37 protein-coding genes are annotated in these 26,203 nt (G+C 43.2%); all 37 read left to right on the forward strand.

Features of this window, described 5'->3' with window-relative positions:
• Nucleotides 1–5 precede the first annotated feature (5 nt).
• A complete protein-coding gene (locus B9Y93_RS04855; RefSeq protein ID WP_085493195.1) occupies nucleotides 6–761 on the forward strand; it encodes a Nif3-like dinuclear metal center hexameric protein in 756 nt (251 codons plus the stop codon).
• 56 nt (nucleotides 762–817) lie between these two features.
• A complete protein-coding gene (locus B9Y93_RS04860) occupies nucleotides 818–1,399 on the forward strand; it encodes a DJ-1/PfpI family protein (protein ID WP_085493196.1) in 582 nt (193 codons plus the stop codon).
• 138 nt (nucleotides 1,400–1,537) lie between these two features.
• Nucleotides 1,538–1,906, forward strand: a complete 369-nt coding sequence (locus tag B9Y93_RS04865) for a hypothetical protein (protein ID WP_139829135.1) — start codon at nucleotides 1,538–1,540, stop codon at nucleotides 1,904–1,906.
• Nucleotides 1,907–2,009: 103 nt separating this feature from the next.
• Nucleotides 2,010–2,651 (forward strand): alpha/beta fold hydrolase, encoded by a 642-nt coding sequence (locus tag B9Y93_RS04870; protein ID WP_085493198.1) that lies wholly within the window; start codon nucleotides 2,010–2,012, stop codon nucleotides 2,649–2,651.
• A gap of 150 nt (nucleotides 2,652–2,801) precedes the next feature.
• Nucleotides 2,802–3,296: a DinB family protein gene (locus B9Y93_RS04875; RefSeq protein ID WP_176228848.1), complete on the forward strand. Its 495-nt coding sequence runs from the start codon at nucleotides 2,802–2,804 to the stop codon at nucleotides 3,294–3,296.
• Nucleotides 3,297–3,418: 122 nt separating this feature from the next.
• On the forward strand, nucleotides 3,419–3,607 hold the full coding sequence (locus B9Y93_RS04880; RefSeq protein ID WP_139829136.1) for a hypothetical protein: 189 nt from the start codon (nucleotides 3,419–3,421) through the stop codon (nucleotides 3,605–3,607).
• A 488-nt stretch (nucleotides 3,608–4,095) separates the two neighbouring features.
• Nucleotides 4,096–4,779 carry a VOC family protein gene (locus B9Y93_RS04885; protein WP_139829137.1) on the forward strand — a complete coding sequence of 228 codons (684 nt, stop codon included), beginning with the start codon at nucleotides 4,096–4,098 and terminating at the stop codon, nucleotides 4,777–4,779.
• 276 nt (nucleotides 4,780–5,055) lie between these two features.
• Nucleotides 5,056–6,555: a malate:quinone oxidoreductase gene (locus B9Y93_RS04890; RefSeq protein ID WP_085493202.1), complete on the forward strand. Its 1,500-nt coding sequence runs from the start codon at nucleotides 5,056–5,058 to the stop codon at nucleotides 6,553–6,555.
• A gap of 219 nt (nucleotides 6,556–6,774) precedes the next feature.
• Complete coding sequence (locus B9Y93_RS04895) at nucleotides 6,775–7,308, forward strand: GNAT family N-acetyltransferase (protein WP_085493203.1); 534 nt, start codon at nucleotides 6,775–6,777, stop codon at nucleotides 7,306–7,308.
• Nucleotides 7,305–7,838: an NUDIX hydrolase gene (locus B9Y93_RS04900; RefSeq protein ID WP_085493204.1), complete on the forward strand. Its 534-nt coding sequence runs from the start codon at nucleotides 7,305–7,307 to the stop codon at nucleotides 7,836–7,838. The genes B9Y93_RS04895 and B9Y93_RS04900 overlap by 4 nt, the downstream gene beginning before the upstream one ends.
• Before the next feature lie 88 nt (nucleotides 7,839–7,926).
• Nucleotides 7,927–8,553: a histidine phosphatase family protein gene (locus B9Y93_RS04905; protein WP_085493205.1), complete on the forward strand. Its 627-nt coding sequence runs from the start codon at nucleotides 7,927–7,929 to the stop codon at nucleotides 8,551–8,553.
• A gap of 134 nt (nucleotides 8,554–8,687) precedes the next feature.
• Nucleotides 8,688–9,194, forward strand: coding sequence for a GrpB family protein (locus B9Y93_RS04910; RefSeq protein WP_244903287.1), 507 nt, complete (start codon nucleotides 8,688–8,690; stop codon nucleotides 9,192–9,194).
• Between the two features lie 172 nt (nucleotides 9,195–9,366).
• The gene (locus B9Y93_RS04915; RefSeq protein ID WP_085493206.1) at nucleotides 9,367–9,861 is read left to right on the forward strand and encodes an NUDIX hydrolase; all 495 of its coding nucleotides are present in this window, start codon (nucleotides 9,367–9,369) and stop codon (nucleotides 9,859–9,861) included.
• A gap of 35 nt (nucleotides 9,862–9,896) precedes the next feature.
• Nucleotides 9,897–10,115 (forward strand): hypothetical protein, encoded by a 219-nt coding sequence (locus tag B9Y93_RS04920; RefSeq protein WP_085493207.1) that lies wholly within the window; start codon nucleotides 9,897–9,899, stop codon nucleotides 10,113–10,115.
• 248 nt (nucleotides 10,116–10,363) lie between these two features.
• Nucleotides 10,364–10,564 carry a hypothetical protein gene (locus B9Y93_RS04925; protein ID WP_085493208.1) on the forward strand — a complete coding sequence of 67 codons (201 nt, stop codon included), beginning with the start codon at nucleotides 10,364–10,366 and terminating at the stop codon, nucleotides 10,562–10,564.
• 77 nt (nucleotides 10,565–10,641) lie between these two features.
• On the forward strand, nucleotides 10,642–11,403 hold the full coding sequence (locus tag B9Y93_RS04930; RefSeq protein ID WP_176228849.1) for a GNAT family N-acetyltransferase: 762 nt from the start codon (nucleotides 10,642–10,644) through the stop codon (nucleotides 11,401–11,403).
• 141 nt (nucleotides 11,404–11,544) lie between these two features.
• The gene (locus tag B9Y93_RS04935) at nucleotides 11,545–12,096 is read left to right on the forward strand and encodes a GNAT family N-acetyltransferase (protein WP_085493210.1); all 552 of its coding nucleotides are present in this window, start codon (nucleotides 11,545–11,547) and stop codon (nucleotides 12,094–12,096) included.
• Nucleotides 12,097–12,115: 19 nt separating this feature from the next.
• Entirely contained in the window at nucleotides 12,116–12,601 is a 486-nt protein-coding gene (locus B9Y93_RS04940; protein WP_240968034.1) for an 8-oxo-dGTP diphosphatase, read from the forward strand.
• Nucleotides 12,602–12,701: 100 nt separating this feature from the next.
• On the forward strand, nucleotides 12,702–13,043 hold the full coding sequence (locus B9Y93_RS25170; protein WP_425320336.1) for an NUDIX hydrolase: 342 nt from the start codon (nucleotides 12,702–12,704) through the stop codon (nucleotides 13,041–13,043).
• 72 nt (nucleotides 13,044–13,115) lie between these two features.
• A complete protein-coding gene (locus tag B9Y93_RS04945; RefSeq protein WP_085493211.1) occupies nucleotides 13,116–13,571 on the forward strand; it encodes a DUF5680 domain-containing protein in 456 nt (151 codons plus the stop codon).
• 344 nt (nucleotides 13,572–13,915) lie between these two features.
• Nucleotides 13,916–14,551 (forward strand): histidine phosphatase family protein, encoded by a 636-nt coding sequence (locus B9Y93_RS04950; protein ID WP_085493212.1) that lies wholly within the window; start codon nucleotides 13,916–13,918, stop codon nucleotides 14,549–14,551.
• A gap of 257 nt (nucleotides 14,552–14,808) precedes the next feature.
• Nucleotides 14,809–16,257, forward strand: a complete 1,449-nt coding sequence (locus B9Y93_RS04955; RefSeq protein WP_085493213.1) for an alpha/beta hydrolase family protein — start codon at nucleotides 14,809–14,811, stop codon at nucleotides 16,255–16,257.
• A 26-nt stretch (nucleotides 16,258–16,283) separates the two neighbouring features.
• Complete coding sequence (locus B9Y93_RS04960) at nucleotides 16,284–16,679, forward strand: MerR family transcriptional regulator (RefSeq protein ID WP_085493969.1); 396 nt, start codon at nucleotides 16,284–16,286, stop codon at nucleotides 16,677–16,679.
• 191 nt (nucleotides 16,680–16,870) lie between these two features.
• Nucleotides 16,871–17,410, forward strand: a complete 540-nt coding sequence (locus B9Y93_RS04965) for an RNA 2'-phosphotransferase (protein WP_217809673.1) — start codon at nucleotides 16,871–16,873, stop codon at nucleotides 17,408–17,410.
• Nucleotides 17,411–17,453: 43 nt separating this feature from the next.
• Complete coding sequence (locus tag B9Y93_RS04970) at nucleotides 17,454–18,173, forward strand: GNAT family N-acetyltransferase (protein ID WP_085493214.1); 720 nt, start codon at nucleotides 17,454–17,456, stop codon at nucleotides 18,171–18,173.
• Nucleotides 18,174–18,285: 112 nt separating this feature from the next.
• On the forward strand, nucleotides 18,286–18,768 hold the full coding sequence (locus B9Y93_RS04975; RefSeq protein WP_085493215.1) for an HXXEE domain-containing protein: 483 nt from the start codon (nucleotides 18,286–18,288) through the stop codon (nucleotides 18,766–18,768).
• Nucleotides 18,769–18,825: 57 nt separating this feature from the next.
• Nucleotides 18,826–19,089, forward strand: a complete 264-nt coding sequence (locus tag B9Y93_RS04980; RefSeq protein WP_085493216.1) for a hypothetical protein — start codon at nucleotides 18,826–18,828, stop codon at nucleotides 19,087–19,089.
• A 26-nt stretch (nucleotides 19,090–19,115) separates the two neighbouring features.
• Entirely contained in the window at nucleotides 19,116–19,592 is a 477-nt protein-coding gene (locus B9Y93_RS04985; protein WP_085493217.1) for a GNAT family N-acetyltransferase, read from the forward strand.
• Between the two features lie 155 nt (nucleotides 19,593–19,747).
• Nucleotides 19,748–20,602 carry an ROK family protein gene (locus B9Y93_RS04990; RefSeq protein WP_176228850.1) on the forward strand — a complete coding sequence of 285 codons (855 nt, stop codon included), beginning with the start codon at nucleotides 19,748–19,750 and terminating at the stop codon, nucleotides 20,600–20,602.
• Nucleotides 20,603–20,681: 79 nt separating this feature from the next.
• Entirely contained in the window at nucleotides 20,682–20,999 is a 318-nt protein-coding gene (locus B9Y93_RS04995) for a 6TM ABC transporter family protein (RefSeq protein ID WP_085493219.1), read from the forward strand.
• A gap of 75 nt (nucleotides 21,000–21,074) precedes the next feature.
• Entirely contained in the window at nucleotides 21,075–21,581 is a 507-nt protein-coding gene (locus tag B9Y93_RS05000; protein ID WP_085493220.1) for a GNAT family N-acetyltransferase, read from the forward strand.
• 94 nt (nucleotides 21,582–21,675) lie between these two features.
• Nucleotides 21,676–21,966 (forward strand): hypothetical protein, encoded by a 291-nt coding sequence (locus tag B9Y93_RS05005; RefSeq protein WP_085493221.1) that lies wholly within the window; start codon nucleotides 21,676–21,678, stop codon nucleotides 21,964–21,966.
• A 307-nt stretch (nucleotides 21,967–22,273) separates the two neighbouring features.
• Nucleotides 22,274–22,672, forward strand: a complete 399-nt coding sequence (locus tag B9Y93_RS05010; RefSeq protein WP_085493222.1) for a RidA family protein — start codon at nucleotides 22,274–22,276, stop codon at nucleotides 22,670–22,672.
• A gap of 150 nt (nucleotides 22,673–22,822) precedes the next feature.
• Complete coding sequence (gene wecB, locus B9Y93_RS05015; protein WP_085493223.1) at nucleotides 22,823–23,980, forward strand: non-hydrolyzing UDP-N-acetylglucosamine 2-epimerase; 1,158 nt, start codon at nucleotides 22,823–22,825, stop codon at nucleotides 23,978–23,980.
• A gap of 269 nt (nucleotides 23,981–24,249) precedes the next feature.
• Nucleotides 24,250–24,981: a phosphotransferase enzyme family protein gene (locus B9Y93_RS05020; RefSeq protein ID WP_085493224.1), complete on the forward strand. Its 732-nt coding sequence runs from the start codon at nucleotides 24,250–24,252 to the stop codon at nucleotides 24,979–24,981.
• 155 nt (nucleotides 24,982–25,136) lie between these two features.
• Nucleotides 25,137–25,598 (forward strand): GNAT family N-acetyltransferase, encoded by a 462-nt coding sequence (locus B9Y93_RS05025; RefSeq protein ID WP_085493225.1) that lies wholly within the window; start codon nucleotides 25,137–25,139, stop codon nucleotides 25,596–25,598.
• 42 nt (nucleotides 25,599–25,640) lie between these two features.
• The gene (locus B9Y93_RS05030) at nucleotides 25,641–26,078 is read left to right on the forward strand and encodes a 3'-5' exonuclease (RefSeq protein ID WP_085493226.1); all 438 of its coding nucleotides are present in this window, start codon (nucleotides 25,641–25,643) and stop codon (nucleotides 26,076–26,078) included.
• The last annotated feature ends 125 nt before the right edge of the window (nucleotides 26,079–26,203 follow it).

Raw genomic sequence — 26,203 nt, forward strand, 5'->3', positions numbered from 1 at the left:
TAAAAATGAACGAGTATCAATTGTGTGCAGCGATTAGTGAGCTGTTTGGTGATCTATTAGATCAATTCAAGGATGCAGGCGAATACGGATTCAATCATAGGACCGGTAGAACGATTCAACGGCTTGGGTATTGTACGAATCTGACGCCGGAACTAATAGAACAAGCGAAAGATAAGCAGGTTGACTTTATTATCACTCATCATGATGCATGGGAGTTCATTTTTGGGATGAAGGAGGAGTGCTTGAAAAGACTCCAGAACTATCGTATTGGGCATTTTTATGTGCATTTGCCATTGGACTATGCTGAATTTGGCACATGCAACTCCCTTTTTAAAGAGATTGGCAATGTTGCGATTATCAAACAAAGCCAGCATGTGAATGGGACAAGTACGATTGGAATTGGTGAATTAACTTCATCGATCTCGTTTGATGACTTTACCGCAAGGGTGGCGGATGTGTTGCATGAAGATATCAAGGCATGGCCGTATGGACAGAGTATGGTCAAGCGTATTGGGATGATAACTGGGGCGGGGAGCAATACGAATGAGATACGAAGTGCCAAGGAGCAGCACTGTGATGTATATATGACTGGAGAAAAATCGTTGTACACCATTCAGTATGCCAAGTTTGCTGGCATTAATCTCCTTGTAGGCAGCCACACCTTCACTGAAATATTCGGTGTGAGGTCATTTGCTCAGAAGCTTCAGGCAGCATATCCTTCCATTGAATTGGTCTATTTAGCAGAAGAGCACTTTGAATAGCTTACGATATTTACTGGATGGGTTTTGCCTGTCCGAATATAAAAGGAGCTAAAATAATGAAGATTGCATTGGTATTGTTCGATGGCGTTACTTTTCTTGATTTTGTTGGGTTCTATGATGTCATCTATCGCCTTACACAATTTGAGAAAACGAAGCATACGACTTGGGATATTTGCGGGCTGCGTGATGAAGTGACGGATGAGCTAGGAATGAAAGTCAAGGTAAACGTGATAATGTCTGATCTGTCCCAGTATGATTTAGTATTTATACCTGGTGGGATGGGAACAAGGAAGCTGAAAGAGGATGAAGCATTTGTCGATTGGATCAAGACGGCAGCCACCGTTACATATAAATTATCCGTATGTACAGGCTCGCTGCTGTGGGGTGCAGCGGGGCTGCTAACGGATAAGAAGGCGACAACTCACCCGAATGCCTATTCTTTGCTGGAGCCTTATTGTGCTGAGGTGATTCAGGCGCGGATTGTTAAGGATGGGAATGTGATTACAGCTGGCGGTGTGTCGACATCCATTGATTTAGGTTTATATATTATAGAGCAGTTCGTTGGGGCGGAAGCAGTCCAGTTGGTAAAAAGACAGTTGGACTATCCTTACAGTGCAGTGGGTATTGTAGAGGTGTGAATGTCCAAGCTGTATGAGGTACGTTAGCTTGCGAAAGGAGGTGGCACTATAAAAGGCGGTATTTTATTCCTGTTGTGTTCCTTATGCGTGATCATAAGCATAAGTGGCTGCTCGGAGCGAGTCAAGGTTGGAACAGATATGACTAAAGCCTATGAGCAGGACATCAAACGTATATCGGATGCGATCACCAGTATAAAGGTTACCTTTCAACGACCAAATGTCTATTTTAATGTTCATATGGACAATGAACCGAGTGCTGAGGTGGTTCAGGCTGTATTATCTAGAACGCAAGCGTTCACTACCGTAGAAAATATAAGTGCGATTGCCGATGCTGTAAACTGGGGAATTGAGATATCTGAAGTCCATCTCTCCATTCGCTTAAATAAAGCGGATGTACCTGCATATCATTATATGACAAGCTATTTTAAAACCTCGGATGCGAGCAACTACTCAGCGGAAAATATTGACGCATACAGCACGTGGCATGAAGTTGTCCACTCATCATGAACGAATATAAAAAGAATTGTTGAGTTACTATAAATCGTTTTTTCCTGTTGTCTTATATCTTATAGTGGGTCTATAAAACTTAACCTAGTAAATAGGGGGAGCAATGTCTCAGATACCGTATCTCGAAAAAAGCATTAGGTTAGCCCTCGCAATTGTCGGTTTTCCTTTTACTGCCTTACAAGCACTTCTATCTGCATATCAACTTCATAAATATAAGCCAATAGGTGAGCGGGTTTGGATCGATGAACGCTACTTACACGTCAATGCCACAGGAATACCGCAGAATCATAACCCTACAGTCATTCTTGAATCAGGTATGGGAGGCAGTACGCTGGATTGGTGTCTCGTACAGCCAGAGTTGTCGAAGCTTACTAAGGTCATCTCTTATGATCGCGCGGGTTTTGGGTGGAGTATATCACCAAACGAGCTACCAACCTGCCAGCATGGTGTCGATGATCTTAGGCAATTGTTGCAGAACATGAATCTTAAGCCTGAGTTAAGCGCTAATCAGCTGAAAAATGCTCAGCCGCTCAAACACGATCTGCAAGGTATCGTATTGTCTGCCGGAAGACAGAGTGAGGAGTGGAAGAAAGACCAAGAAAAGCTATTGCACTTAACGGAGAAAACCACTCAGATCGTGGTCGAGGAAAGCTGGCATTCTATTCAGATCTACCAACCGCAAGCAGTTATTGATGCAGTAAAGCGTATACTGGATAATAATCGGAAAAGGAGCACGAACGTTTGAACAACACCGTGGAAAGTGTTGGCTACCTTCCTGAAAATATGTATAGTAATGGTATGTTCAATTCGATTATCAACATGACTCAGCCTATGTGAGATGCAGCAAAAGGTTGGGTCATGTTTGTCTATGGGGGAGAGATTGAAGATGGACATTTTGAATATTAAGCATGAGCTGACTGACACGAGAGCAGAGTTACTGGCGCTTATCCACGGATTGAATAAAGCACAAATCAACAAAAAAAGATCGGACGACCGCTGGAGTATTGGACAGATCTGCGAGCATCTCGCCAAGACAGAAGAAACCTATGTGTACGTAATTAGAAAAGGAATCAGCCGAGCAGAAGATTCAACCATTGAAGCAGGATCTTTAAACGTCATGTTGGATCGGAGTAAGAAGTGGCAGGCTCCTGACATTGTTGCACCTTCAAGCGACATTTTTGATCATGATGACCTTGTTTCGATGTTGAATCATTCAAGAAAAAAGCTATTTGAACTGCTGGACTCTCTAGATGACCCGACTATTCTAAGCAAAAGACATTTTTCACACCCCGTGTTTCAAGACTTGTTGTTGATCGAATGGATCAAATCGATACCTCTGCACGAGAAAAGGCATATGGAACAAATCAAAGAAGAACTTCAAGATGTTTAAACAAAATCGGCAGATGGATCTATTCGGATATCGGAATCATCATCTATCTGAATCCGAAGCCCAAAGACTTTCACGCTGAAGGTTTATAATATCGAACAGGTTCTGCTTATGTGACCCTGTTCGTGAATGATGACTTTACGAAAGTCTCCATCATCGTACCTAATCAGTACAATCGAAAGGGTAACACGGGTGGATTGTGGTCTGCGGACGATGGTCTTATGATTACAGCGCCTGCAAGCAATCGTGTAGAGGCACTTAATCTTGCGAATGACATCATGAAAGAATATTTGAGAGGCTATCAGCTTGAATAAAAGGAGGCACGGTGCAGCGGCCGTTGTTTGAGGACTTGCAAGCGGGAGCGTCTCTGATTCTTCGAAATTAAACAATCATAAGACCATAATTATAAAGGCGTGTGCTGCGAAGCATTCGCCTTTGCTGTATCTTCATTCCATATCCTAACAAGAGGAGTATCAATGACTCACATTAAAGATACCGATCGATATCTTATTATTCACGCAGTTGATTTAGGCATAACAACAGCCATGATCATTCAGCTAAAAAAGGGGTATTGCTTAGCTTGTCGTGCCTGATTTTTTCATACGAGTGAAAGGAGTAAAATATCACCATATTCCAACAGGAGAGAAATGGAATATAATATATGGTGTGATCCAGATGTGGCAAGGCTGTTGCCTCCTGAGAATATAAAGCGATCATCATGGAAGCCTGTTCGCGATTGGCAGCGAATAAGGCAGAGACAGCAAGACCTCCCTGTTATATTAAGCAGAAAGGAGAGATCGTGTTGAAAATTCAGCATGTGCATCTTTTGACAGATCATTTGGCTAAGCTGGAGGAATTCTATGGTACACAATTTGGACTGCCCATTGTTGAAAGGCAGAGTCAGTCTTTTACAGTGAAGGCGGGCCGCTCTTATCTGACCTTTTCATCTACGCATATCTCAGGGGATAACCCTTATTACCATTTTGCGTTTGATATTCCCAGCAACAAGATCAAGGATGCAAAGAGTTGGTTGCAGTCTAAAGCAATTTCCTTAAATGTGCTGCCGAATCATTCCGTTGAATTTGTCTCTTCTAGCTGGAATTCGACCTCCATATACTTTTACGATCCTGCGGGCAATATCGTTGAACTCATTGCACGACATGATCTTAGGAATGAGAGGGATACCTCTTTTAATGCCAATCATCTGCTTAGCATCAGTGAGCTTGGTATTGTGGTCCCTGACGTTGTGGGGGTAACAGAGAGATTAACGCGTGAGCTGTCGATCCAGGTATACAAGGGCAGTGTAACCGAGAACTTTGCTGCCTTAGGTTCCGTTGAAGGGCTGCTTATTTTTAGTGAATATGATAGAGTATGGCTCGGTTCTAATAAGCCTGCACGATATTTTAAAACGGAAGTACAGCTAGAAGGCGTGAGAACAGGCAGCTATACAATCAGTGACTTGCCTTATTTCCTAGTATGTCGATAAACGAGATTCGTATTTTTCCGACATTACTTTACATGATGTTTAAAAACAGTACTAACAATTGGATATTTTTATGATATGATAGAGTTAATCCTCTTAATGATCAATACATCCTAGATGATTCAACAGCAGAGGACGATCAGGCTATGTTACTTAAGAAGTCTCATTGCTAGTATATGATCGAAGAGAATGGTGCTTCTATTTATTGTGAAGTCGAGAAGTCCTAGCAATTCGGAATTTTCTCTACTAAAAATACATTAGGATGTAAGGACGGTTAGCATGAGCAACAGACAAACCAAAACAGACGTTATCTTAATCGGTGCAGGTATTATGAGTGCAACATTGGGAACCTTGCTTAAGGAATTGGCACCGGACTGGAACATTACCGTGTTTGAGAAGCTCGATAAGGCTGGAGAGGAAAGCTCGAACGAATGGAATAATGCTGGAACAGGACATGCTGCGCTGTGTGAATTGAACTATACCGTTGAAAAATCAGATGGGTCTGTCGACATAAGCAAAGCGGTCAAAATTAATGAACAGTTTCAGATCTCAAAGCAGTTTTGGTCTTATCTTGTTAACAGTAATTTGATCCGCAATCCACAAGAGTTCATTATGCCGCTGCCGCACATGAGCATGGTGCAGGGGGAGAAGAACGTCGCTTTCTTGAGAAGAAGATTTGAAGCGCTGTCAACCAACCCTTTGTTCCAAGGCATGGAGTTCTCTGATGACCCAAAGAAGCTGAAGGAATGGATTCCGCTCATTATGAATGGCCGCGCATCGAATGAGCCGATTGCTGCCACGAAGATTGACAGTGGTACAGACGTTAACTTTGGTGCTTTAACGCGAATGCTTCTAGATCATCTGAAAGACAAGGATGTTGACATCCGATATAAGCAGAGTGTAGAAGATATGAAGCGTACAGCTGATGGCTTGTGGGAGCTTAAGATTCGCAATGTAGACAGCGGCATGGTTGAACGTCACTGTGCTAAGTTTGTCTTTATTGGCGGCGGAGGCGGAAGTCTGCATCTGCTTCAGAAGTCTGGGATTCCGGAAGGGAAAAGAATCGGAGGCTTCCCTGTTAGCGGACTGTTTATGGTGTGCAACAATTCTGAGGTTGTTGAGAAGCATCATGCCAAGGTATACGGCAAAGCCCCTGTTGGCGCGCCACCGATGTCCGTACCGCATCTTGATACAAGATATATTGACGGCAAAAAAGCACTGCTATTTGGTCCGTTTGCAGGATTTTCTCCTAAGTTTTTGAAAACAGGCTCAATGTTTGATTTGATCACCTCGGTCAAGCCGCACAATCTCGGCACGATGCTAGCTGCAGGCGCTAAAAATATGTCATTAACCAAGTATTTGATTCAACAAGTCATGTTATCCAAGGAAAAGCGTATGGAAGAGCTGCGCGACTTTGTTCCAAATGCCAAGAGTGAAGATTGGGACTTGGTTGTTGCTGGCCAGCGTGTTCAAGTCATCAAGGACACGACAGATGGCGGCAAAGGCACCCTTCAGTTTGGCACAGAGGTCATCAGTGCGGCGGATGGCTCCATCGCTGCGCTGCTCGGAGCATCTCCAGGCGCTTCAACTGCGGTTCACGTTATGCTTGATGTTATTAAGAGATGCTTCCCGCAGCATCTTAATGAGTGGGAACCTAAGATTAAAACGATGATTCCATCCTATGGCGTCTCATTATTGGAGAACCCTGAACTGATTCACGAGATTCAGGTCTCGACTGCTCAATCACTTGGACTTCATAATGAATTGTTGCCTGTCTAATGGACATGTGACAAAGCAAAAATAAAGACAACGGCCTTGATCTGATATTCTACAGAGAGGCCGTTTCGTATATTGATCCATGCCTATTGTTGCCTTCTAAGCCATTCTGCGTCTGCAATGATGATTGCAGGCGCTTTTTAAAGGCTTCAGCTCAGCTTGAACAAGGTGAATGCAGCACATAGGCAGCTGAACAACATGAATATGACTTGAGGGAGAACGATGAAAAGAAACGATTCAATCATCCAAACGAAACGATTATACCTAAGAGAGCTGACCTTAAATGATGCCTATGCGGTGTACAAACATTTTTCCGATTCTCAGGTAACGCGCTATATGGACATTGAGCCATGCAAAAGCTTGGCAGAAGCGGAGGAAATCATTTCGTTTCATATCCAGGATACGGGCTGTAGGTATGGGTTGTTTTTGCATGACAGCAGCCAACTAATTGGAACTTGCGGTTACCATTGCTGGCGGCATGAACCGACGATCAGCAAGGCTGAGCTTGGATTTGACTTGTCACCTCAGTATTGGGGCAAGGGGCTCATGCAGGAAGGCTTGCTGCATATGATCCGCATCGGGTTTGATGTGATGAAGCTTGATGTTATAGAGGCAACGACCGACGTCGCTAATACACGCTCTCAAAGGTTGCTTAAAAGGCTGGGCTTTACTGCTACGGGCATTCAAGCAGATGGATTATTACACTTTGCCTTATATACGCCCAGTAAGAATATCAATAAAGGTGTGGAGTCATGACACAAAAAGGACATTTGAAACCGTATCCAACCCTTAATCAACCGATTCATTGGGGAGATATTACAGCTTGCTTTTCGTTAGCTACTTCCATTGACGAGGCGCTGGTAAGCAACGCAAGCATCATTCCGATGGTTGGGGATCGCTACGTGATTATTCAACTGGACAACGGAAAGTGGGAGCTGCCGGGCGGTACTCTGGAACCGAAGGAAACGTACTTGGAGTGTGTAAGGCGTGAGGTGGCCGAGGAGATTGGAGCAACACTTATCAACTATCAAGTCTTTGGACTTTTTGATTGCATGTCTGCCGCAGTTCAGCCTTATCGACCACATATTCCGCATCCTCGTTTTTTAAGAGTGGTTGGTTTTGGGGAAGTCCGAATCGTTGGCAAGCCATTGAATCCAGCAGATGGGGAACAAGTTGTGAATGTGGAGGTTGTCACCATAGAGGAAGCCGTGGAACGGTTCGAATCTATCGCGCGATATGACATTGCTGAACTTTATACATTAGCCCATCAGATTCGAACCAGTTAGTATTCATGACGATACATGTAATGTAGCAATCGTATTAACGGCTATTCAGCTACCTTGAATTAAAAAACAAACATAGGCAGAACAAAAGATGAAGATCTATTTAGTAAGGCATGGCATGGACGAAGATGGATATCGAGGCGGATGGAGCCAGCGGGGACTAATAGAAGAAGGAATCATTCAATCTAGCAAATTGGCATCCCATCTGCATGAACATCGTGAGACTTATCGCATACATACGATTCTGAGCAGCGATCTGCCTCGCGCAGTTGAGACAGCACAGATCATCGCGAGGAGGGTAGGCATTGACGCTGTCTACTCCGAGCATTGGCGAGAAATGAATAATGGGCTCTTGGCAGGCATGCCCCATCATGAAGCCGAGGCAAAGTTTCCTGGCGTTTATTTTAACACGCTGAATATGAACACATCATTTCCGGAAGGAGAGAGCCCGGTACATTTTAATCAACGAATAACGAATGCCTTTGATCTGTTATGCGATAAGCTCGATAAGCGTCAAATAGAGCACGATGTATTGCTAGTGACCCATGGAGGCGTCATTAATGTGCTGTATTACCATTTAACTGGGCAAAAGTGGAGCAACACCTGTTGTTCTTACCCTATAGATAATACGAGTGTACATATTATCGAAAAGAAGCAGGAGCAATGGAAGATTACCACTAAAAATCAGACGCTGCATCTTTGTGGAGGGATCATCTGATGTCTAATATCAGTGACGCTAATAAGAAAGCTTGGAATGATCGAGTCTATGATTCTTTACTAATCTCCCTGGTGAATTTCCGCTGATCGCGAGCAAACAGTCACTGCAAAAGTTAGAATGGAGGAAAGAGGCACGTGGATCAACTAATGATTGATGAACATCAAGAGGATTGGAGCGCGATGTTTGCTGCAGAGAGGGAAAAGTTAAAGGCTGCTCTAGAGGATATTCAAATAGAGATTGAGCATATTGGAAGCACAGTCGTGCCAGGGTTAGCTGCGAAGCCAATCATCGATATAATGGTTGGCGTTCAAGAGCTTGACAACATAGATGAAGCACACACTCTAGCTTTAGATAGTATAGGATATCACTTTGTGGATAAGCCACATAAGGCTTATCGCAAATTTTTTCGAAAGGGTCAGTGGCGGGCAGGCACTCATCATCTTCATATCTATGAGTTGGACAGTGAATATTACAAGGATCAGATTCTCTTTAGGAATTATTTAATCCAGCATCCTGAAGAGATCGCTCAATATGCGCAGCTCAAACGTACGTTAGAGTCGCAATTTCCTAATGATCGTGTATCGTACAAGAATGCGAAATCTTCATTTATTCAGAATCTTATCCGTAAAGCAAAAGCCTGACGCTTACAGCATATACTTGTGATTACACATATGGGAGATATATAACGAAATGCATGCATCCATGATAAAGGACCAATGTCAGCTGCGTGATGATCTTGGTTTTTAGAATGGCACGTTCGTTTACTAGTGAGATCCATTGACGCTGATTCTATGACAGCAAGGAGATAAACTTATGCCGATTACATTGCGTGAAGATAACAAAGAGTTTCTGTTTCGTGTATGCGGTGTACTGATTAAGGATGGCAGGATTCTGCTGCACGAGACCAAGGATAAAACAGGTTTGGTGCTGCCAGGGGGAAGGGCAGAAATTAACGAAACCACCAGTCAAACCGTTGTCCGCGAATTCAAAGAGGAGCTCAATATCGAGGTAAGTGCGAAAAGAATGTTATGGGTTATTGAGAACTTTCATGCTTATGGCAAACCGAACCTACATGAACATGGTATCTATTATTTAGTAGAGTGCAGGGATCAGCTAGAGGTTCATTCTAATCGTTTTGCGGGTGTGGAATCAGACATTCCGTTAACTTTTGCATGGATAGAGCTCTCCGCGCTTTCTGACACTTCAATTTACCCCAAAGCATTAAAGGAGCTAATCCATCATATCGCTGCTGATGCAAGCATCAAACATGTAGTGAATCATGATTGGGTATCCAGCAATGACGAATAGGCCGCAGTCTTATAAAATAAGGGAGGAACATGTTTATGAATCGCGTTGGTGCATTTGTTGTTTATGGTCTATGGCTTATGATTATGGCGCTTGAACTGCTTGGATTCTATCGCTTGACACACGAAGTACATACTGCTGATGAGATGATCTTCTTCTTAGCGTTAATCTTCGTCACTTTAGTTGCGGGTGCAGTAGGAATTTTCCTTTATACCGTTGGGAGCAGAGATAGCAAAGAAGCCACTAATGAAATGTAAGATATCACAGGGACATAGGTCATTTACATAACATGATTATCATTGCAGACATAATAGGGGAAGAGCAATTCGTTGAAGTCTATAGGATGCAAGCAGCATACTCTTATTAAGTTAGATAGAGTAAACATTGAATCGGCATTGCCATGTGTACAACTCTTTTATAATAAAACCTTCTCTTGAAGGTTCGTTCACCCATTCCTATGCTAGATGTATATGAGACTAATGATTAAGGGTATTGAGGTGACAACGTGAGTGCCTATCAAAAACCTAAATTAAATCAAGAAAACGAAGTCCTCATTCCTGACTTTGATGAGCGTATCATAGGTGCGAAGCTGTACATGGGACTTGAAAGCATGCGCTTTTATTCAAAAATGGGATGGAATGACGCATACGCTGAGCTGCGTGATGAAATGTTGAGTCTCCCCGTTTACAGGCAGGTGAGCATTTGATCCAATTAGCTGCATCTGAATACACACGCATCCTTCCATATATCTCATCTGAGGAAGACGACAGCAGGTTCATATTCGTGTTTGTATACTCCGTAATTGAACAATTGCAGCCTGGCGGTATTTATGTCAATGATCGCCAAGCACCAACTGCAGGATTGGTCGTTAGTCGTGGAGGGAAATATTACGTTTTTGGCACGCTGGCAGATCAGAACTTCAATAAATCTTTGGTGGAGTTTTTAATAGATGAGCGTAATCACTGTCAATTCTATGATTTATACGCTTCTTCATCAACTTGGATGACGTACCTAAGTGCAGCTCTCAAGGAGCACGTGGTCCCTTTATCGAGAACGCACTATACATACGTGGAGGGAGCGATTCCAAATGCGTCAGTAGATTTAGAGGATGATCTATCTCTGACAGACATTGATTCTTATATCTATAATAAGTATCAACAGGAAGTAGATGCTTCCTACAAGCAGCTTTGGAACTCCGCAGAGGATTATCTTCATACTGCCTTTGGATATTGTTTCATGGCGAATGATCAGATTGTCTCAACCTGCCATACGTTCTACATTGGAGGAGGGTATATTGAACCTGATATTCGAACTCATTCCGACTATAGGCAGCGCGGCTATGCTCTTCGATTGTGTCAGCATTTTATTAAAAGGAGCGTCGAGCGCGGGCTTATTCCGTATTGGGATTGTGATGCTGGCAACCAGGCTTCAAATGCACTAGCGCTGAGGCTGGGATTATCCAGAGTCGGTGACGTGCCAATCCTCTGGTGGCATGAAGACAAAGAGATCATACAGCGCTATCTTATCAAATATGGATACATCTAACTTTACCCCCCCTGCTTAGCGGTGGGGGTATGTGTTTTTCATGAAGAAATAGTATAATAGAATAATTAGCATGTTATGGAAATGGACATAATGGCTATACCAAGATGATCCAAAATCAAGTATACGGAGACTTACAATACCATGATTATTGATCAACAATCCTATGACTGCCGAGGGCTTCATTATATCATTCGTTCTGCTGAAATAGCAGACGCACAAGCCATGTCACAATTAAGAGTGCAGATCGATGGGGAGACGGAATATATGGATCGTGAGCGAGGAGAAGCCTATCTCTCGCCTGATGATTTTGAGAGAGTCATTAAGATGGATACGGAGCAATCGGCCAATCTATTTCTCGTTGCAGAGGCCGAGAACAAACTGATCGGCTATGCTCGCTGTGAAGGAAGTGAGTTAAAGCGTCTCGCCCATAGAGCTGAATTTGGCATCGGTGTGTGCAAGCCGTACTGGGGCTTCAGAGTGGGGACAGAACTGCTGAGGCAAGCCATTGCTTGGGCTGATGCTAACGACATACTGAAGCTTTCGCTGTCCGTTCTTGAATGCAATACAAAGGCGCTCAGGCTCTATGAAAAACATGGATTTGAAATTGAAGGCCGTTTAAGAAATGATAAGCGGCTGGCTGATGGAAGATTGTATGATACGATCGTCATGGGCAGATTAAGATCGCAGACATAACAGTAAGGAGAAGGAATAAATGACGAAGACCATGCAGCGTGTTAAGGTTGCTTTATATACGATGTGCTTAGTTTGTGATGGAGATAAGGTGCTGTTAGTAAACAGACCCAATAAGCTAGGATTTCCTGGCTGGATCGGTCCTGGGGGTAAAGTTGATTTTCCTGAGAGTCTGACAGAAGGCGCGATTCGGGAGGTGTGGGAAGAAACCGGCTTGGTTGTGAGGGACCTTGTTTACAAAGGGCTTGATGAATTTGTCGACCCCGAAGAGGACTTTCGTTACATGGTCTTTAACTACGTGGCCACTTCTTTCGAAGGCGAGTTGTTGCAGGAGCCGCCTGAGGGAGAGCTTAAGTGGATCCCAATATCCGAAGCCATGAACTATCCGATGCAGCCATGGTTTAAGCGTCGTTTCCCATTGTTCTTTGAGGAGGGAACTTTTGAGATTTTTGGCGTCTATGATCAGAAGGAGAAAGTTACGCATCGGGAATATGTGAAGAAATTATAGATAAGTGAGGGTGGAGAAGGAAGACTTGAGTGATGCCTATGAGTATTAAATGTTATCGGCACTCGAACTACCTGGGGGATGACTGGAACTCTACGAATCGATATATGATGGGCTGAAGCGGGAGGTTTTCGAGGAGACGGGGTTAACGATAACGGAGATCGAAGGCAGCCAGAAGCGCATCGATACTTGTGGGATCAACTATGATTTTGAAGTGGAGTGTGTAGAGCCTTATTGCGTCTATCAGACGATAAAAGGGCCGGTGGACTCCGCGGGCATGTATTTTATATGCCGTGCAGGGGGAAGACTGCTAATCGAAGGCGATGATACCGCTAATATTCGTTGGATATCAAATGAAGAGGTCTATCAAATGATGCTGGATGCCCCTGCAATTCAGCAATGTAGATCGAGCAGGCTTGCATTACTATCTGCAGCATCGCTTTGATCTTAAGCTGTAGCAAATCAACATAAGATGGAATGCTCACCCAATATAAGCTCAATTATGGAGGAAGAACATATGAGTAATAAGGATATCGTTCACTTTATTACAGAGGCGAAGAAGAATGCGTACGCCTCAGGAGGAGGACTTGCATCCAAGCCGACAAGACCAGGCGCCAAGGACATACCCTATCAAAAAGATAAATGGTCGTACTTGGACAGTTATTACGGAGAACTGGATTTTATGGGCGAAGAGGTAGTGTGGGAACAGAACAGAGCGATATGGGGAATGAATTATCGCGGTGATACGTATGAAGAGATAGCAGGTTTCCCACAATTTTTGCTTGAAGCCTTAATGCGGGTTCCTGATGATGCCCCTTATCGTGGCCCGAAGCATTATGCGAACGGTCCATTTGAATACTTCTGTGAATGGTCTGGCAGTGTGGAATCCTTTCATGGCAGTGAATATGTGACATACGAAGGCAGCAGAATCTACAGCCTGCATTTCCATGGCGGGAAGATAAGCTACACCTAATACTTATGATAAGGGTGTTCAAATAAAGCGATTACAGAATGGTGTTGAGCAGGAGCAATGCAAAAATGGATTTGCTCTAAAGATCAAACGATAGATGCTTCGCTGCAGCTGTTGATGTAAGGGAATCATAAGAATCTCAAATCCTTGCGGCTTGTGGACAGATTAGGATTCAACCTTGATGGAATAATGGAAAGAGGGAGCAGGTTCAGCTTGCCTGTTCAGCGATTCATCAATAACCACTCAAGACTTGCTAGATTAGCGGCGCATGACTAGCTGGCTTTGAATGCAGCAGAAAGTGATGATAGAATCAAACATACCAAACATACTCATAAGGAGAGGATCAGATGCAGACAACGACCACATTGTATCTCGTGCGTCATGGACAAACAGAATGGAATGTACAGCATCGCTTTCAAGGGCATCAAGACTCTCCATTGACCGAGCAAGGTGTGCGTCAAGCGGAATGGCTTGCAGAAAGTATGAAGCATGTACATCTCGATGCTATATTTGCAAGCACCAGCAGACGAGCCTCTCATACTGCGGAGATCATTCGAGCGGAACGTGAGTTCCCGATCTTTGAAAGCGATGATTTCCGAGAACTGAATCTTGGCATATGGGAAGGTCAAACACAAGATCAAGCCAAATGCGACAGTCCCGAGCAATTCGACAACTTCTGGAATGATCCTGAATCCTTTAAGGTAGATGGCAGCGAGATGTTTGAGCAGGTGCGTGAACGAGCAGTTCGTAAGCTTATTGAGCTAGTACAGCAATACGAAGGAAAATCGCTTATGATCGTGACGCATACTGTAGTCGTTAAGCTGCTGATGGCTCATTTTGAGAATCGAGCGCTTAAAGATCTTTGGAAGCTTCCTTATATTCATCCAACCTGCTTGTGCAAGATCGAGATGACAGGTGATCAAGCAAACATCATTTTGCATGGAGATACGAGTCATTATAAAGAAGAAGCTAAAAAATCATAGCCCCTATCCAATCAGAAGCACTCATCAGATCTTAGATAGAGCAGTCACAGTCGCGGAATAAGCAGCTGGGCTGCTCTTTCTATTTTTCATATCAACATGGGTCATATAGAAATGGACATTAGCTCGTTAAGATCTGTGTTATACGCAGTGTCACAAATTGCACCTTGACCTTGAAGGTTACTTCAACGTTTATGCTAAGCCTAGATCATTTGTGCTCCCATACAGGGAGCAGCAGATAGAAGTGGAGGGATAGCATCATGCGGTTGTTCGAAGTGCTTTTGGTGGTTGTTACTTTGGGAGCAGTAGGAGGACTGGCCTTCGGCCCAAGAAATAAAAAGCTTTATATGGGCTGCCTAGGCGGTATTATAATCATTACGAGTCTGCATGAGATTATGGATCACTTTCGAATTCAAATGATTCTGGTTTATCTTGTAGCAGCTGTGCTCGCGATCGTTTTCCTAGTTCGAATACTTTGGCCAACCCCAAAAGATCGTGCTGTACCTGTTTGGTTGAGAAGTATATTATCGGTTTTGGCGGCAGCAATGGTTGGTGCATCGGTCTATGCAAGCGTGCTTCTACCTGTATTCACGATGCCATCGCCAACCGGTGAGTATGCGATCGGCACAGAATCACGCCATCTGATCGATCATGCTCGTGCGGAATCGCTCAGTGAGGATCACAACGAGAAACGAGAGCTCATGATTAATATTTGGTATCCTGTAGATCCCGATCAAGTTGAGAAGCATGATGTTGAGCATTACCCGTCTGATCTAGGAGAAGCGATTAGTCTCGTATTTGGTGTGTCGAAGCAATTATTCAGTCATGCCGATCTCATTCCAACACATATTGTACGTGGGGCTGCTATGTCATCAGCTGAGGCGGAATATCCAGTCATTTTCTTTTCTCCCGGCGTTCGTTCAACTCGTTTTCAGAGCTTGACAGCAATCGAGGAATTAGTTAGTCATGGTTATATTGTCGTAGGGATGGATCATCCCTATACGTCTGCTAAGGTAACTTTCCCAGACAATCAGTCGATCTATTATGTGCCAGGTAAGGACTATGATACGTCTGCAGCATTGTATGAAAGCAATGTTGAGGGCATAAGCATTCGAGCAAAGGACTCCAGCTTTGTGCTTGATACCTTAACGGTCTGGAATGCTCAAGATCCGGAGGGACTTCTTGATGGCAAGCTGGACCTTGAGCGTGTGGGCATCTTTGGGCATTCTTATGGCGGGGCAACCACAGCTGAGACGCTGGCGAAGGACCCGCGTTTTAGAGCAGGAGTAAGCCTCGAAGGAGGATTCTGGGGAAAGGTCGCACATTCTGGGCTTGAGCAGCCTTTTATGTATATGATGACGGGAGAAACGGCGAAGAGCTTCGATCCAAAGCAGACAAAAAAGGGTAAGGTATTCTATGAAGAGTTCCTGCCAGATCTGCAGTCTGTGATGAGCAAGAGTACGAGTGACACTTATTATCTGATCGTCGATCATTTTTTCCATCAAAGCTTTACGGATATTGCACTGATATCACCGAAGCTTTTTGCGAAGGAGATTGATCCTGTGCATAATATAGAGATTACGAGATCTTATGTTCGAGCCTTTTTTGACCAGTATCTAAAAGGAGAGCAGCAGTTGCTGTTGGAAGGTCCTTCACAATCGTTTCCAGAAGTTAAATTTGATCCGGTGTATACCCAAAGAAAACGATGATAAGCTTAAGCGAGGTGAGGGGGATGATCGAGAAGATGACACGTGGTGAATTGGCCACACGAACGGGAATTAGCGCCGCTGCGATTAGATATTATGAGGAGCAAGATATTCTCCCAGCTCCGCTACGTACTTCCAACGGCTATCGAATGTATACAGGGGATTATTTAGTTAAACTGAAATTTATTAAAGACGCCAAATCGTTAGGCTATTCATTAAAGGAAATTCAGACGACCCTTCAAATGCTGCAGCGGGATATGGATAAAGACATGCTTAAGCATCTAGTAAGCGGGAAAATAACTGCAATAGAGCATAAGATCCAGCGCTTGCAATTGCTGCAAGATCAGCTTGCCAGGTGGCTGCAAACGTCAGATGATGATATTCAACAATATCTGCAAACCTTTAGAAACAACCAATCGATATAAGCTTGCTTTACCTCAGGGTCGATTCAAAGATTCCTGAGGTTTATTTATTTTGGGTATTTTTGATTATAAAAGGAAATTATCATTCGTAAATTTCAAGAGGTGAGGTAAAATGAGAAGAGCATCCTTGGGAGATATCCCTTTCCATGTAAATCATAGCCATTTGATTATAAATAGATGAGGAGAATTGTATCATGATGGATTCCGAGAAGATAAGCAAATATTTGAGCTATATCCTAAGACATAACCCCGCCGCTGCTAATCTTGAGCTTGATCATCAAGGCTGGGCGGATCTTCAGGAGCTCATCCTTAATAGTGACGCCAGCTATCAGCTAACGAAAGAAAAGATTATGGAGGTGGTGGCGACAAGCGACAAGAAGAGGTTTGCCTTGTCAGACGATCACAGCAAGATTAGAGCGAATCAAGGCCACAGCATTAAAGTGGATCTTAAGCTTGAAGAAGCAGTTCCACCTGAGCTTCTATATCATGGCACGGCCACTCGATTCTTAGCTAATATTGAACAAGAGGGGCTGCTGCCGATGAAGCGCCATCATGTCCATTTAACGCGTGATGTCGGCATTGCTAGACAGGTCGGTTCCCGTTATGGAATCCCTGTTATCTTAGCCATACGAAGCGGGGAGATGCATCGCCAAGGAATCCCTTTTTACCGTTCACAGAATGGTGTGTGGCTGACTGAAAAGGTAACAACCGAATTTATTCAGATTGAGCAGTAGGTCACAACTTATTCAACGAAGAGGAAAGAAGGCCCTGTAGAACATGAAGACGAATAAATTACAAAAAATTAGTGCCGTACAGCACCGAATCGCAAACCAATGGGGTTTTCGACCAGATTCGTTTCATGCAAGTAACAATCTCATTCTAGAATCATCTGAAGTCTTCTTTGAAATGGTGACATTCGGAGAACATGCAATCATTCGAGTAGATAAAGAGATGTTGGCTTGGTGTGAAGCCCATATGAATAAGCTGCCTGCTTGTGAACTGATGGATGGAGATCAGCTATTCTTAATAGAAGCTGAACTGCGTAAGCATGGGAAGAAGCTTGCGGGAGAACATGTTCGTTATCTATATGGTAAGCAAACAAGTGTGAAGAAGCCCTCGGGCTATGAATATCGGTTATTTGACCAGATTGAGTTGAAAGAACTTTATGCAAATAAAAACTTCCATAATGCTTTGATTTATAAAAATGATGTGATCGCTTTAGGAGCATTTGATGGGCAGCAATTGGTTGCGCTTGCCGGAGCAGATGATTATATGAAGAACCTATGGCAGATCGGCATCGATACACTGCCAGCATATCGTAACAAGGGACTTGCAACTTATCTGGTACAGGGGCTTGCAGAGGAGATTGAAACGAGAGGAGCGATTCCGTACTACACCACATGGGGGGCTAATATCGCTTCAACATTAGTTGCACTTCGAGCAGGATTTTTCCCTGCGTGGGTCAGCTATTATGCAGTGGAACATGATCAGATTTGATATGATTCACGTCGGTTGAACAATCATTAAGACGTATAAGAAGTCCACTTTAAGGACTTATACCACATTAAAATTATACGATGTAAGATACTTCAGGGTGGGGAAATGATAAATGGACTATTATCTCATAGTATTTTTTTGTTTGGCTATTACACTTCATAATATTGAAGAAGCGATATGGCTGCCTAAATGGTCACAGCAATCTTCAAGGTTTCAAAAGCCAGTTACCACAAGTGAGTTTCATTTTGCTGTTATTTTTATAACGATTCTTGCTTATTTATCTGCATTTAGTTTTTTATATATGCCAGAATCAGATTTTGCGAAATGGATTTTTATTGGATTTTTAGGTTCAATGATTTTTAATGCTATTTTTCCACACCTTATTGCGACCGTCGTAATGAAAAAGTATGCACCTGGACTTCTCACTGGTTTATTACTTAACATCCCAATAAATTCATTAGTTATCTATCGAATGTTTTTAAACCATTTAATAATATGGAAAGAATTGATCCTATCAACATTTGTAGTAGGTATGATCTTATTGGCACTTATTCCTTTTTTGTTCAAAGTTGGTGGCAAAATAAATCCTTCTTAGATGCAGCATACGAGGTACCGTCTATTTGAGTTATGTGTGATATGGAAGGGGCAAGCAATGAAACTGCGAATAGGTTTGTTCGTTGCGTGGCTAATACCGAATATTTTCATGAGTGTGCTTAACATTAGTGTTCTTATCTTTCTCATTTTGTACAATAGCGACTTGCTGGCGATCAATCGTTTTGGAATATGGTTTTTGTTCTGGATCTTGCATGCGGCTGTCATTTCTTACGGTTGGTACAAGATCATTGATTGGTATCGCAAGGGAGAGTTTCATACTAAATCAGACTTAACAAGCCCCGATGAGATAGATGTTAATTGATTGTTAGGAAGAGAGGAATATCCATAATGGAAGATAATGTTAGACTTATCGAACCTACCGCAGATTATCGAAGTGAATATCTAGAGATGACGACAGAATGGAGAACAGCCGGAGAAAAGCTCATTCCGTGGGTTTTGAGGTTTGACAGCTCAAATCTTCACACTATGCTGCAGGAACTGGATCGATTAAAACATGATTCGCACCTTGAGGAAGGAAAGGTTAATTGTTCTACCTTTTGGCTCGTGAAGCAGGATCGCACAATGCTAGGCGCGGTAAATATTCGTCACAGGCTGAATGCTTCACTGCTAGAGATTGGCGGTCATATTGGATATGGGATACGGCCAAGCGCACGCCGGCAGGGCTATGCCACGGCACTGCTCCATCTTGCGCTTCGTGAAGCAAGAATCTTGGGCATCGACAAGGTGCTGATCACCTGTGATAAGGACAATATTGGTTCTGCGAGAACGATCATCAACAATGGCGGGACACTGGATTCAGGATGAGAAGATTCTTAGCAAGCTTGATGAACTTATTGAAGCGGTTAAACAATCATCATAGTTAAGATGAATATGGAATCTCCCTTAAGATGAACGTATGGCAACGAGACCGTCTTGTCTGATTGACAATCGGCATCTATTGAATGGAGGATGAACAGAGGATGAACCCATGTGTTGGAATCGATATCGGCTGGAGCAGCATGTATATGTTTGCAGAACAAGAGGACGGACAGCTTCTAGAGCGTACTGTACCCACAGGACGAGATTGTGAGCGGACCTACATACTCAAAGAGATTCATGAATTTATAAACGAATTAGGATATACGCCTGCTGGAGTCGGCGTTGGCGTCGTTGGACTTGTTGAAGATAATGAGCGTGTCAAGTTAAGTGATATGCCTGCATTGACCGGGCTTAGGGCTGAACATATCACGGATGGGCGTATTCCCGTACGGCTGTTGAATGATGTCAAGGCGGCCACAATGGCGGAAGCCGTTCATTATCCTGATCAGCGAACCATAGCTGTATTGCTCGCAGGCTATGGCTTAGCCGTAGGTGTTGTAGCAGGCGGCACGCTGCTCCAGGGCGCGCGTGGCTGGTCAGGGGAATTAGGGTACACCTTGGTTTCTACCGAAGGTGGCACCGTAAAATCTCTAGATCATCTTGCAGGAGAATGGGCGATTCTGGATCAAGCTGGAGTCGGACAAGAGGAAATGTTCCGCAGGATCGACGGCCAGGATGAACAAGCTATAGCGATTATTGAGCAAGCCGGTTATTACTTAGGGGTGGCGATGACCAATGTTATTCATCTGTACAATCCAGATGTATTAATTGTCGGGGGAAGCGCATTGGCGTATAAAGGCTACTTGAAGAAAGGCATCGCCGTTGCGAAGGAGCATACGATTCCTAATTTGCTGGAAGTCTGTTCCATTGTAAGGGCACAAAGCGAACAAAGCAGCATTGCACAAGGAGCTAGAGAGTATATTCATTCTTATGTGATGAATCGTCAATCAGAATGATGATATTTGTTACATAGAAGCTCAAGCAGCGCATCACGAGCAACAGAGGAGTTCTGTTGGGTATGGAAGGAGGCATCGTATGCTGCTGTTGATTATCGTGGCGATCATTATTCTATTTATTTTGTCATTAAACGTACCGTTCATGATCCTACTGTTGATCTCTAGCATTTTTGTCCTCGTGATTTCGCAATATCACAAAAGCAGGAAGATTCATCAGGAATTGCAGGAGATTCGTAGACATCTCGGTCTAATGAACAGCAAAGAGCAGGAGAACTTTGATTTGGAGCATGAGATTAGCAGACTAGATAAGCTGGATGAAGCTGAGCTTGAGAAGATTAATGAACAGATCGAAAAGGAATTAGAAAAAACAAACATAACAAAACATAACAAAACATAACCCTGACAACAAGTAAAGGGGTGTGTTCTAGTTATAAAGATGAGTCCAGTATCGTTTTCAACAGAGGTGATGTATATGACTTATAGGATTAGACCAATCCATGATGGTGACCTCTCTTTTTTATGGGATACGTTGTATGAATCCCTGTATGTATCGGAGGGAGACACGCCTTTTCCGCGTGATATTGTTCAGGATCCACATCTTGCGAAGTATGTTATGGATTGGGGACGTAAGGGAGATGTCGGATTTATCGCTATGAATGCTGAAGAGAAGCCAATAGGGTCAATAACCGCCCGCTTTTATCCTGAGGACAATAAAGGATTCGGTTATGTTGCTGAAGATGTGCCTGAGTTAGGGATGGCTATTCTCGAACCTTATCGCGGGGCAGGAGTGGGAACAGCACTGCTGAAGGAACTATTTATACAATTGCAACGGCAGCAGGTAAAAAGAGTATCGCTAAGCGTCGATCCTGGCAATCTGGCAGCAATGAGTCTATACCAACGCTTTGGATTTGTTGAAGTTGACCAAGTCGGAACATCGATAACCATGGTCGCGGATATTTATCCTGTTAGTCGTTCTTAGCAGAGGAAGTGATCTTATTCCTGTAAAGCAGCTTGAAGTATGGAAGAAGGCATCAATCATCATTAGTTTGATAATCGTTGGATATATTTCTTATATGGCACTCATCAAGATCCCGCTTGAACTACAAGAAATGCGTGTGAAAATGGTGGAGTATCTGGACAGCCATGGAGTGGATCAGGACGATTATGAGGTAACCGTTGGATATCGTTTGGCTGATAAATTATCTGGCTTTTATCCATACCAGATTGATGTTGTCTATCATGATGAGCCTGATGTGACCTATCATTATAGGTATGAATATAAGTTTGGCAAAAAAAGAATTGCTCTGAGAATGATTACTCCGCTCGAGCCAAGCTTTGATGACTATAAACATTATATACCTTAGACTGAAGCCGCATTGGTATACAGTTTAAGCAGTCATGTGATTTCATACCATTAAGGCACTGCATCTACACTGGATTTGATATGCAATGGGATAGCTGGTATAATCAAAGGGAGCTAACGAAATCCTGCATCATTTATAGGAGGGAGTGTCCGGTTATGAAGAAAAGAACATTATGCGCTTTATCCTCTGGCTATGGATACTCGACTGCCGTTTTCTTCTAGAATCATCATTCACGGGTGAAGTGTGCCCATTTTTGATGATGGAAGAACAACAGCAGGATATCATATAGATGGTGAGGTAATAGTTTATGACTAACAACACAATTACAAGAAGAAATCCAGAAGGAATGCCAAGTCCGGTAGGTCATTATACGCATATTACGCGTATTCCAAGAAATGCAGAGCTGTTTGTCACATCTGGCCAAATTGGTGTTGACATCGATGGGTGCTTGCCGGAGAACATGAATGAGCAAATTCGCAATACTTTTCGCAATATCAAGGCGGTGCTGCATGCAGAGGAATGCGCAGCTGAGCATATTGTAAAGGTTAACATTTGGGCGGTAGAGAAGATCGATTGGGATTATCTTTATGCAGAATGGGATCAGCTATTCGGCGGTAATTATCCTGCGATGACCATTGGATATCTTGCAGAATTAGGACTGCCGGAGATCAAGATTGAAATCGAAATCTGGGCCGCAAAAGCTTAATTAAATGACACATGTTTCTTCCCTGAGGGCACTATGCCGTCAGGGATTTTTATTTTGGTGACTTTGCAGCCGAATCATCTTGAATGGTATAATAAGGAAGTTGAATCTCTATTATAGCAGCAGCCAAATTTAAGAGAAAAGGTGAGATCTATGCAGACTGCACGAAGAAAAGTAATGGTTGTATTTGGGACGAGGCCAGAAGCCAGCAAGATGTGTCCCGTTATAAAAGAGCTTCAGACCTATACGAATTATTTCGATACAAAAATTGTGGTCACAGGGCAGCATCGGGAACAGCTTGATCAGGTGCTGGAGGTGTTCGACCTTCAGCCAGATTATGATTTGAATATTATGAAAGCGAATCAGTCATTAGCTTATGTAACTAGTGCTGCATTGGAAGGACTGGATGGAATACTAGACAAGGAGAAGGCCGACTTGATCCTTGTTCATGGTGATACGCAGACTGCAATGGTTGGCGCAATGGCAGGTTTCTTTCATAAAATCCCTGTCGGACATGTCGAAGCAGGACTTCGATCACACGATAAATACTCCCCTTGGCCGGAAGAAATGAACCGTAAAATAGTAGACACGGTATCCGATTTATTATTTGCACCGACCTCGTTAGGAAAGACAAATCTGCTTCACGAAGGCTATCAAGAAGAGCAAATCTTTATTACCGGTCAAACAGCAGTGGATGCGGCACTTCAAACCCACAAAGAGGAGTATGTATTTAAAGAAAGCAAGCTGAATGCTGTGGATTTTAACCATTCTACGGTCATTACGGTTACTGCCCACCGCAGAGAAAATTATGGCGAGCCCATGGAGCAGATGTTTCAAGCTATTCGCCAGATCGCGGACAGCCATGAGCGGGTACAGATCGTCTATCCTGTACACAAAAGTCCAGTCGTTCAAGAACATGCAGCCTCTATACTTGCTGGACATGATCGCATTATGCTGCTTGATCCACTGGGTTATTCTGATATGATTAATCTCTTGTCATGCTCCAGCTTTATTCTAAGTGATTCTGGAGGGCTGCAGGAGGAAGCAGCCGTGTTCAACAAGCCGCTGCTGCTCATGCGTGACACGACAGAGCGTCAGGAAGCCGTCGATGCTGGCGGGGTTGTGCTTGCAGGTACAAATAAGGAGGTTATTGTTGGACTAGCAAACAAACTGTTGCTCGATGAGGAGTTCTATCAACAAATGGCGAGCAGCAAAAATCCGTTTGGAGACGGAAAAGCCTCTCAACGAATTGTTCAGATTATTCGTCATCATTTTGGTTTGGTTGATGAACTTCCAGAGGAATTTTTATAGTTACGATGTCGATGTCATGAAATAATCCCATTTACTATTTTTCCAGCTGTCTGGGACCAAATGCAAAGGAGCTGCTCTCTATTCGAGAACAGCTCCTTATTTGTTGTAGATGAAATAATGGACAAATATAGAACATCCTTTATACAGGAAAAATGATTTATGGGATCATTTATTAGCTTAGCAGAACGGAAAAGTTAAGTCTATATTTTGTTCATTCTTTCGTTTACATTCATTCTATGGGCCGATACATAAAGCTTATGGAGGTTACCATGCTTAGAAAAGAAGGCTTGAAGCAAGCGGCGTCATATTTTCGATTTGATGCAGATACAGTAAAAATGATCAGCCAATCCACCAATGTGGTATATCAATGTAATAGACAGCATAAGCCTATGATTCTAAGAATATCGGAAAGTGGTAGATGCGCAGCAAGCATTGAAGCAGAATTAGAGTGGATTCATTATCTATCTAGTAATGGAGTGCATGTGTCAACACCCATAAGAGGAGTTGATGGTCAGTATATATTGCGTGTCGATGCTGAGCATGAGATGTGCTTGGTCACTGCCTTTGAGATGGCCAACGGACAGTGCTGTGATCCATGCAATGCTGCGCTATGGGGCAGAGACATTTTTATAAAATGGGGAGAGGTCATGGGGAGAATGCATGCTCTGGCCAAATCATATGTGCCGCAACTAGCAGTGAGGAAAGAATGGGAACAAACTCATATCGATAACTCATGGTTAAGACAAGGTGATTATCTCTTCATTCTAAATAAACTAGAGCAGTATGAGCGGAGCTTTTTATGCTTTCACAAAGATAGCGATGCTTATGGGCTTATCCCAACATTTATGGATAATCGAAACACCGCATCATACTTTTGGTGGCTTAAGGATTGGGATGGGAATGAAGAATCATTAACAGACTTTCAGCGTCATGCAGTCAGCTATGCGGGACATTTGATTAGATCAGGTCAATGCTTTGATGGATGCGATATCGAAATCTAGCAGTTTTATTTTGTTTCTGTCCATTTTACAGGTATTGGATATAAAGGTAGAATAGGAGATACGGAAACAACGAACTTAGGCATATGCTCGGACCCTAGGGATGAACTTAAAGAGGATTTTTAATTGATTGCACGATATAGAGATGAGGGATGATAATGATTCAGATTTATGATCTTCGAGACCGCATGGACATGCTGGAAGATGCCGTACAGTTCTTTTGGAAACAATGGGGCTCGGAATCAAGCTTCCATTTTTATCGAGATTGTATGGAGTGGTCCTGTAAGACAGACAGTGACCTGCCGCGTTTCTATATTGCAATGGATGAAAGCAAGATTATGGGTTCTTATGCTTTGCTAAGAAGTGATCTCAGCAGCAGACAGGATCTGTTTCCTTGGTTTGCATGTTTGTACGTAGAGCCTGAATACCGTGGCCAGCAGCTTGGCAAGATGCTTCAGGATCATGCGATCAGCCAAGTGAGGGATCGAGGCTATCAAGAGCTTCATTTATGTACCGATCTAGTGGATTATTACGAGCATAATGGGTGGAAGCGCAATGGAGAGAGCTATAGTTTAACCGGGGAAATGACTAGGGTGTATACCTTTAATGTAACATCGTGACCAGTTCCGAATTGGAACAATCAAAAATATTGTGTCTTTGATCTGGAGGCAACGGGCATTGAGCAGGATACTGCGCATATTACGCAGATTGGTGCTGTGATTATCGAGAATGGTGGCGTGATAAGCAAAAACACCTTCAATACGTTTGTGAAGCCGCCGAAGCTTATTCTAGAGCCAGTTGAGCAATTCACAGGAATCTTTAATGCACAATTGAAGCATGCCCCTTCATTCAAGGATGCATATCCAGATTTTCGAGTCTTTGCACAAGACTGTATTCTTGTCACCCATGCAGGTTACGAATATGATCTCCCCTTGCTTCGACATGAGTGTGCGAGAACAGGAGCTGACATGATAACTAATCTATGTCTAGATACTAAGGCATTGTTCACCTACTTTTATCCTGATGTGAGAGATATTATCTCTACGGATGTTCTCATTAGGTATTATTCCATTGATGATCAGGATCTAAGAAGGGCATGATGCACTAGCGGACAGCTTGCTTATCGCAAGAATCTTTACTCGAATGATGCAGGATTACGGGGAGCGCAGGATCAAAGACCTCGTGTTCGATGATCCTGTGACCGTCAAGAGATTCCAAATCAAGC

The sequence above is a fragment of the Paenibacillus aquistagni genome, assembly GCF_900177815.1.
GTDB classification, from domain to species: domain Bacteria; phylum Bacillota; class Bacilli; order Paenibacillales; family Paenibacillaceae; genus Paenibacillus_B; species Paenibacillus_B aquistagni.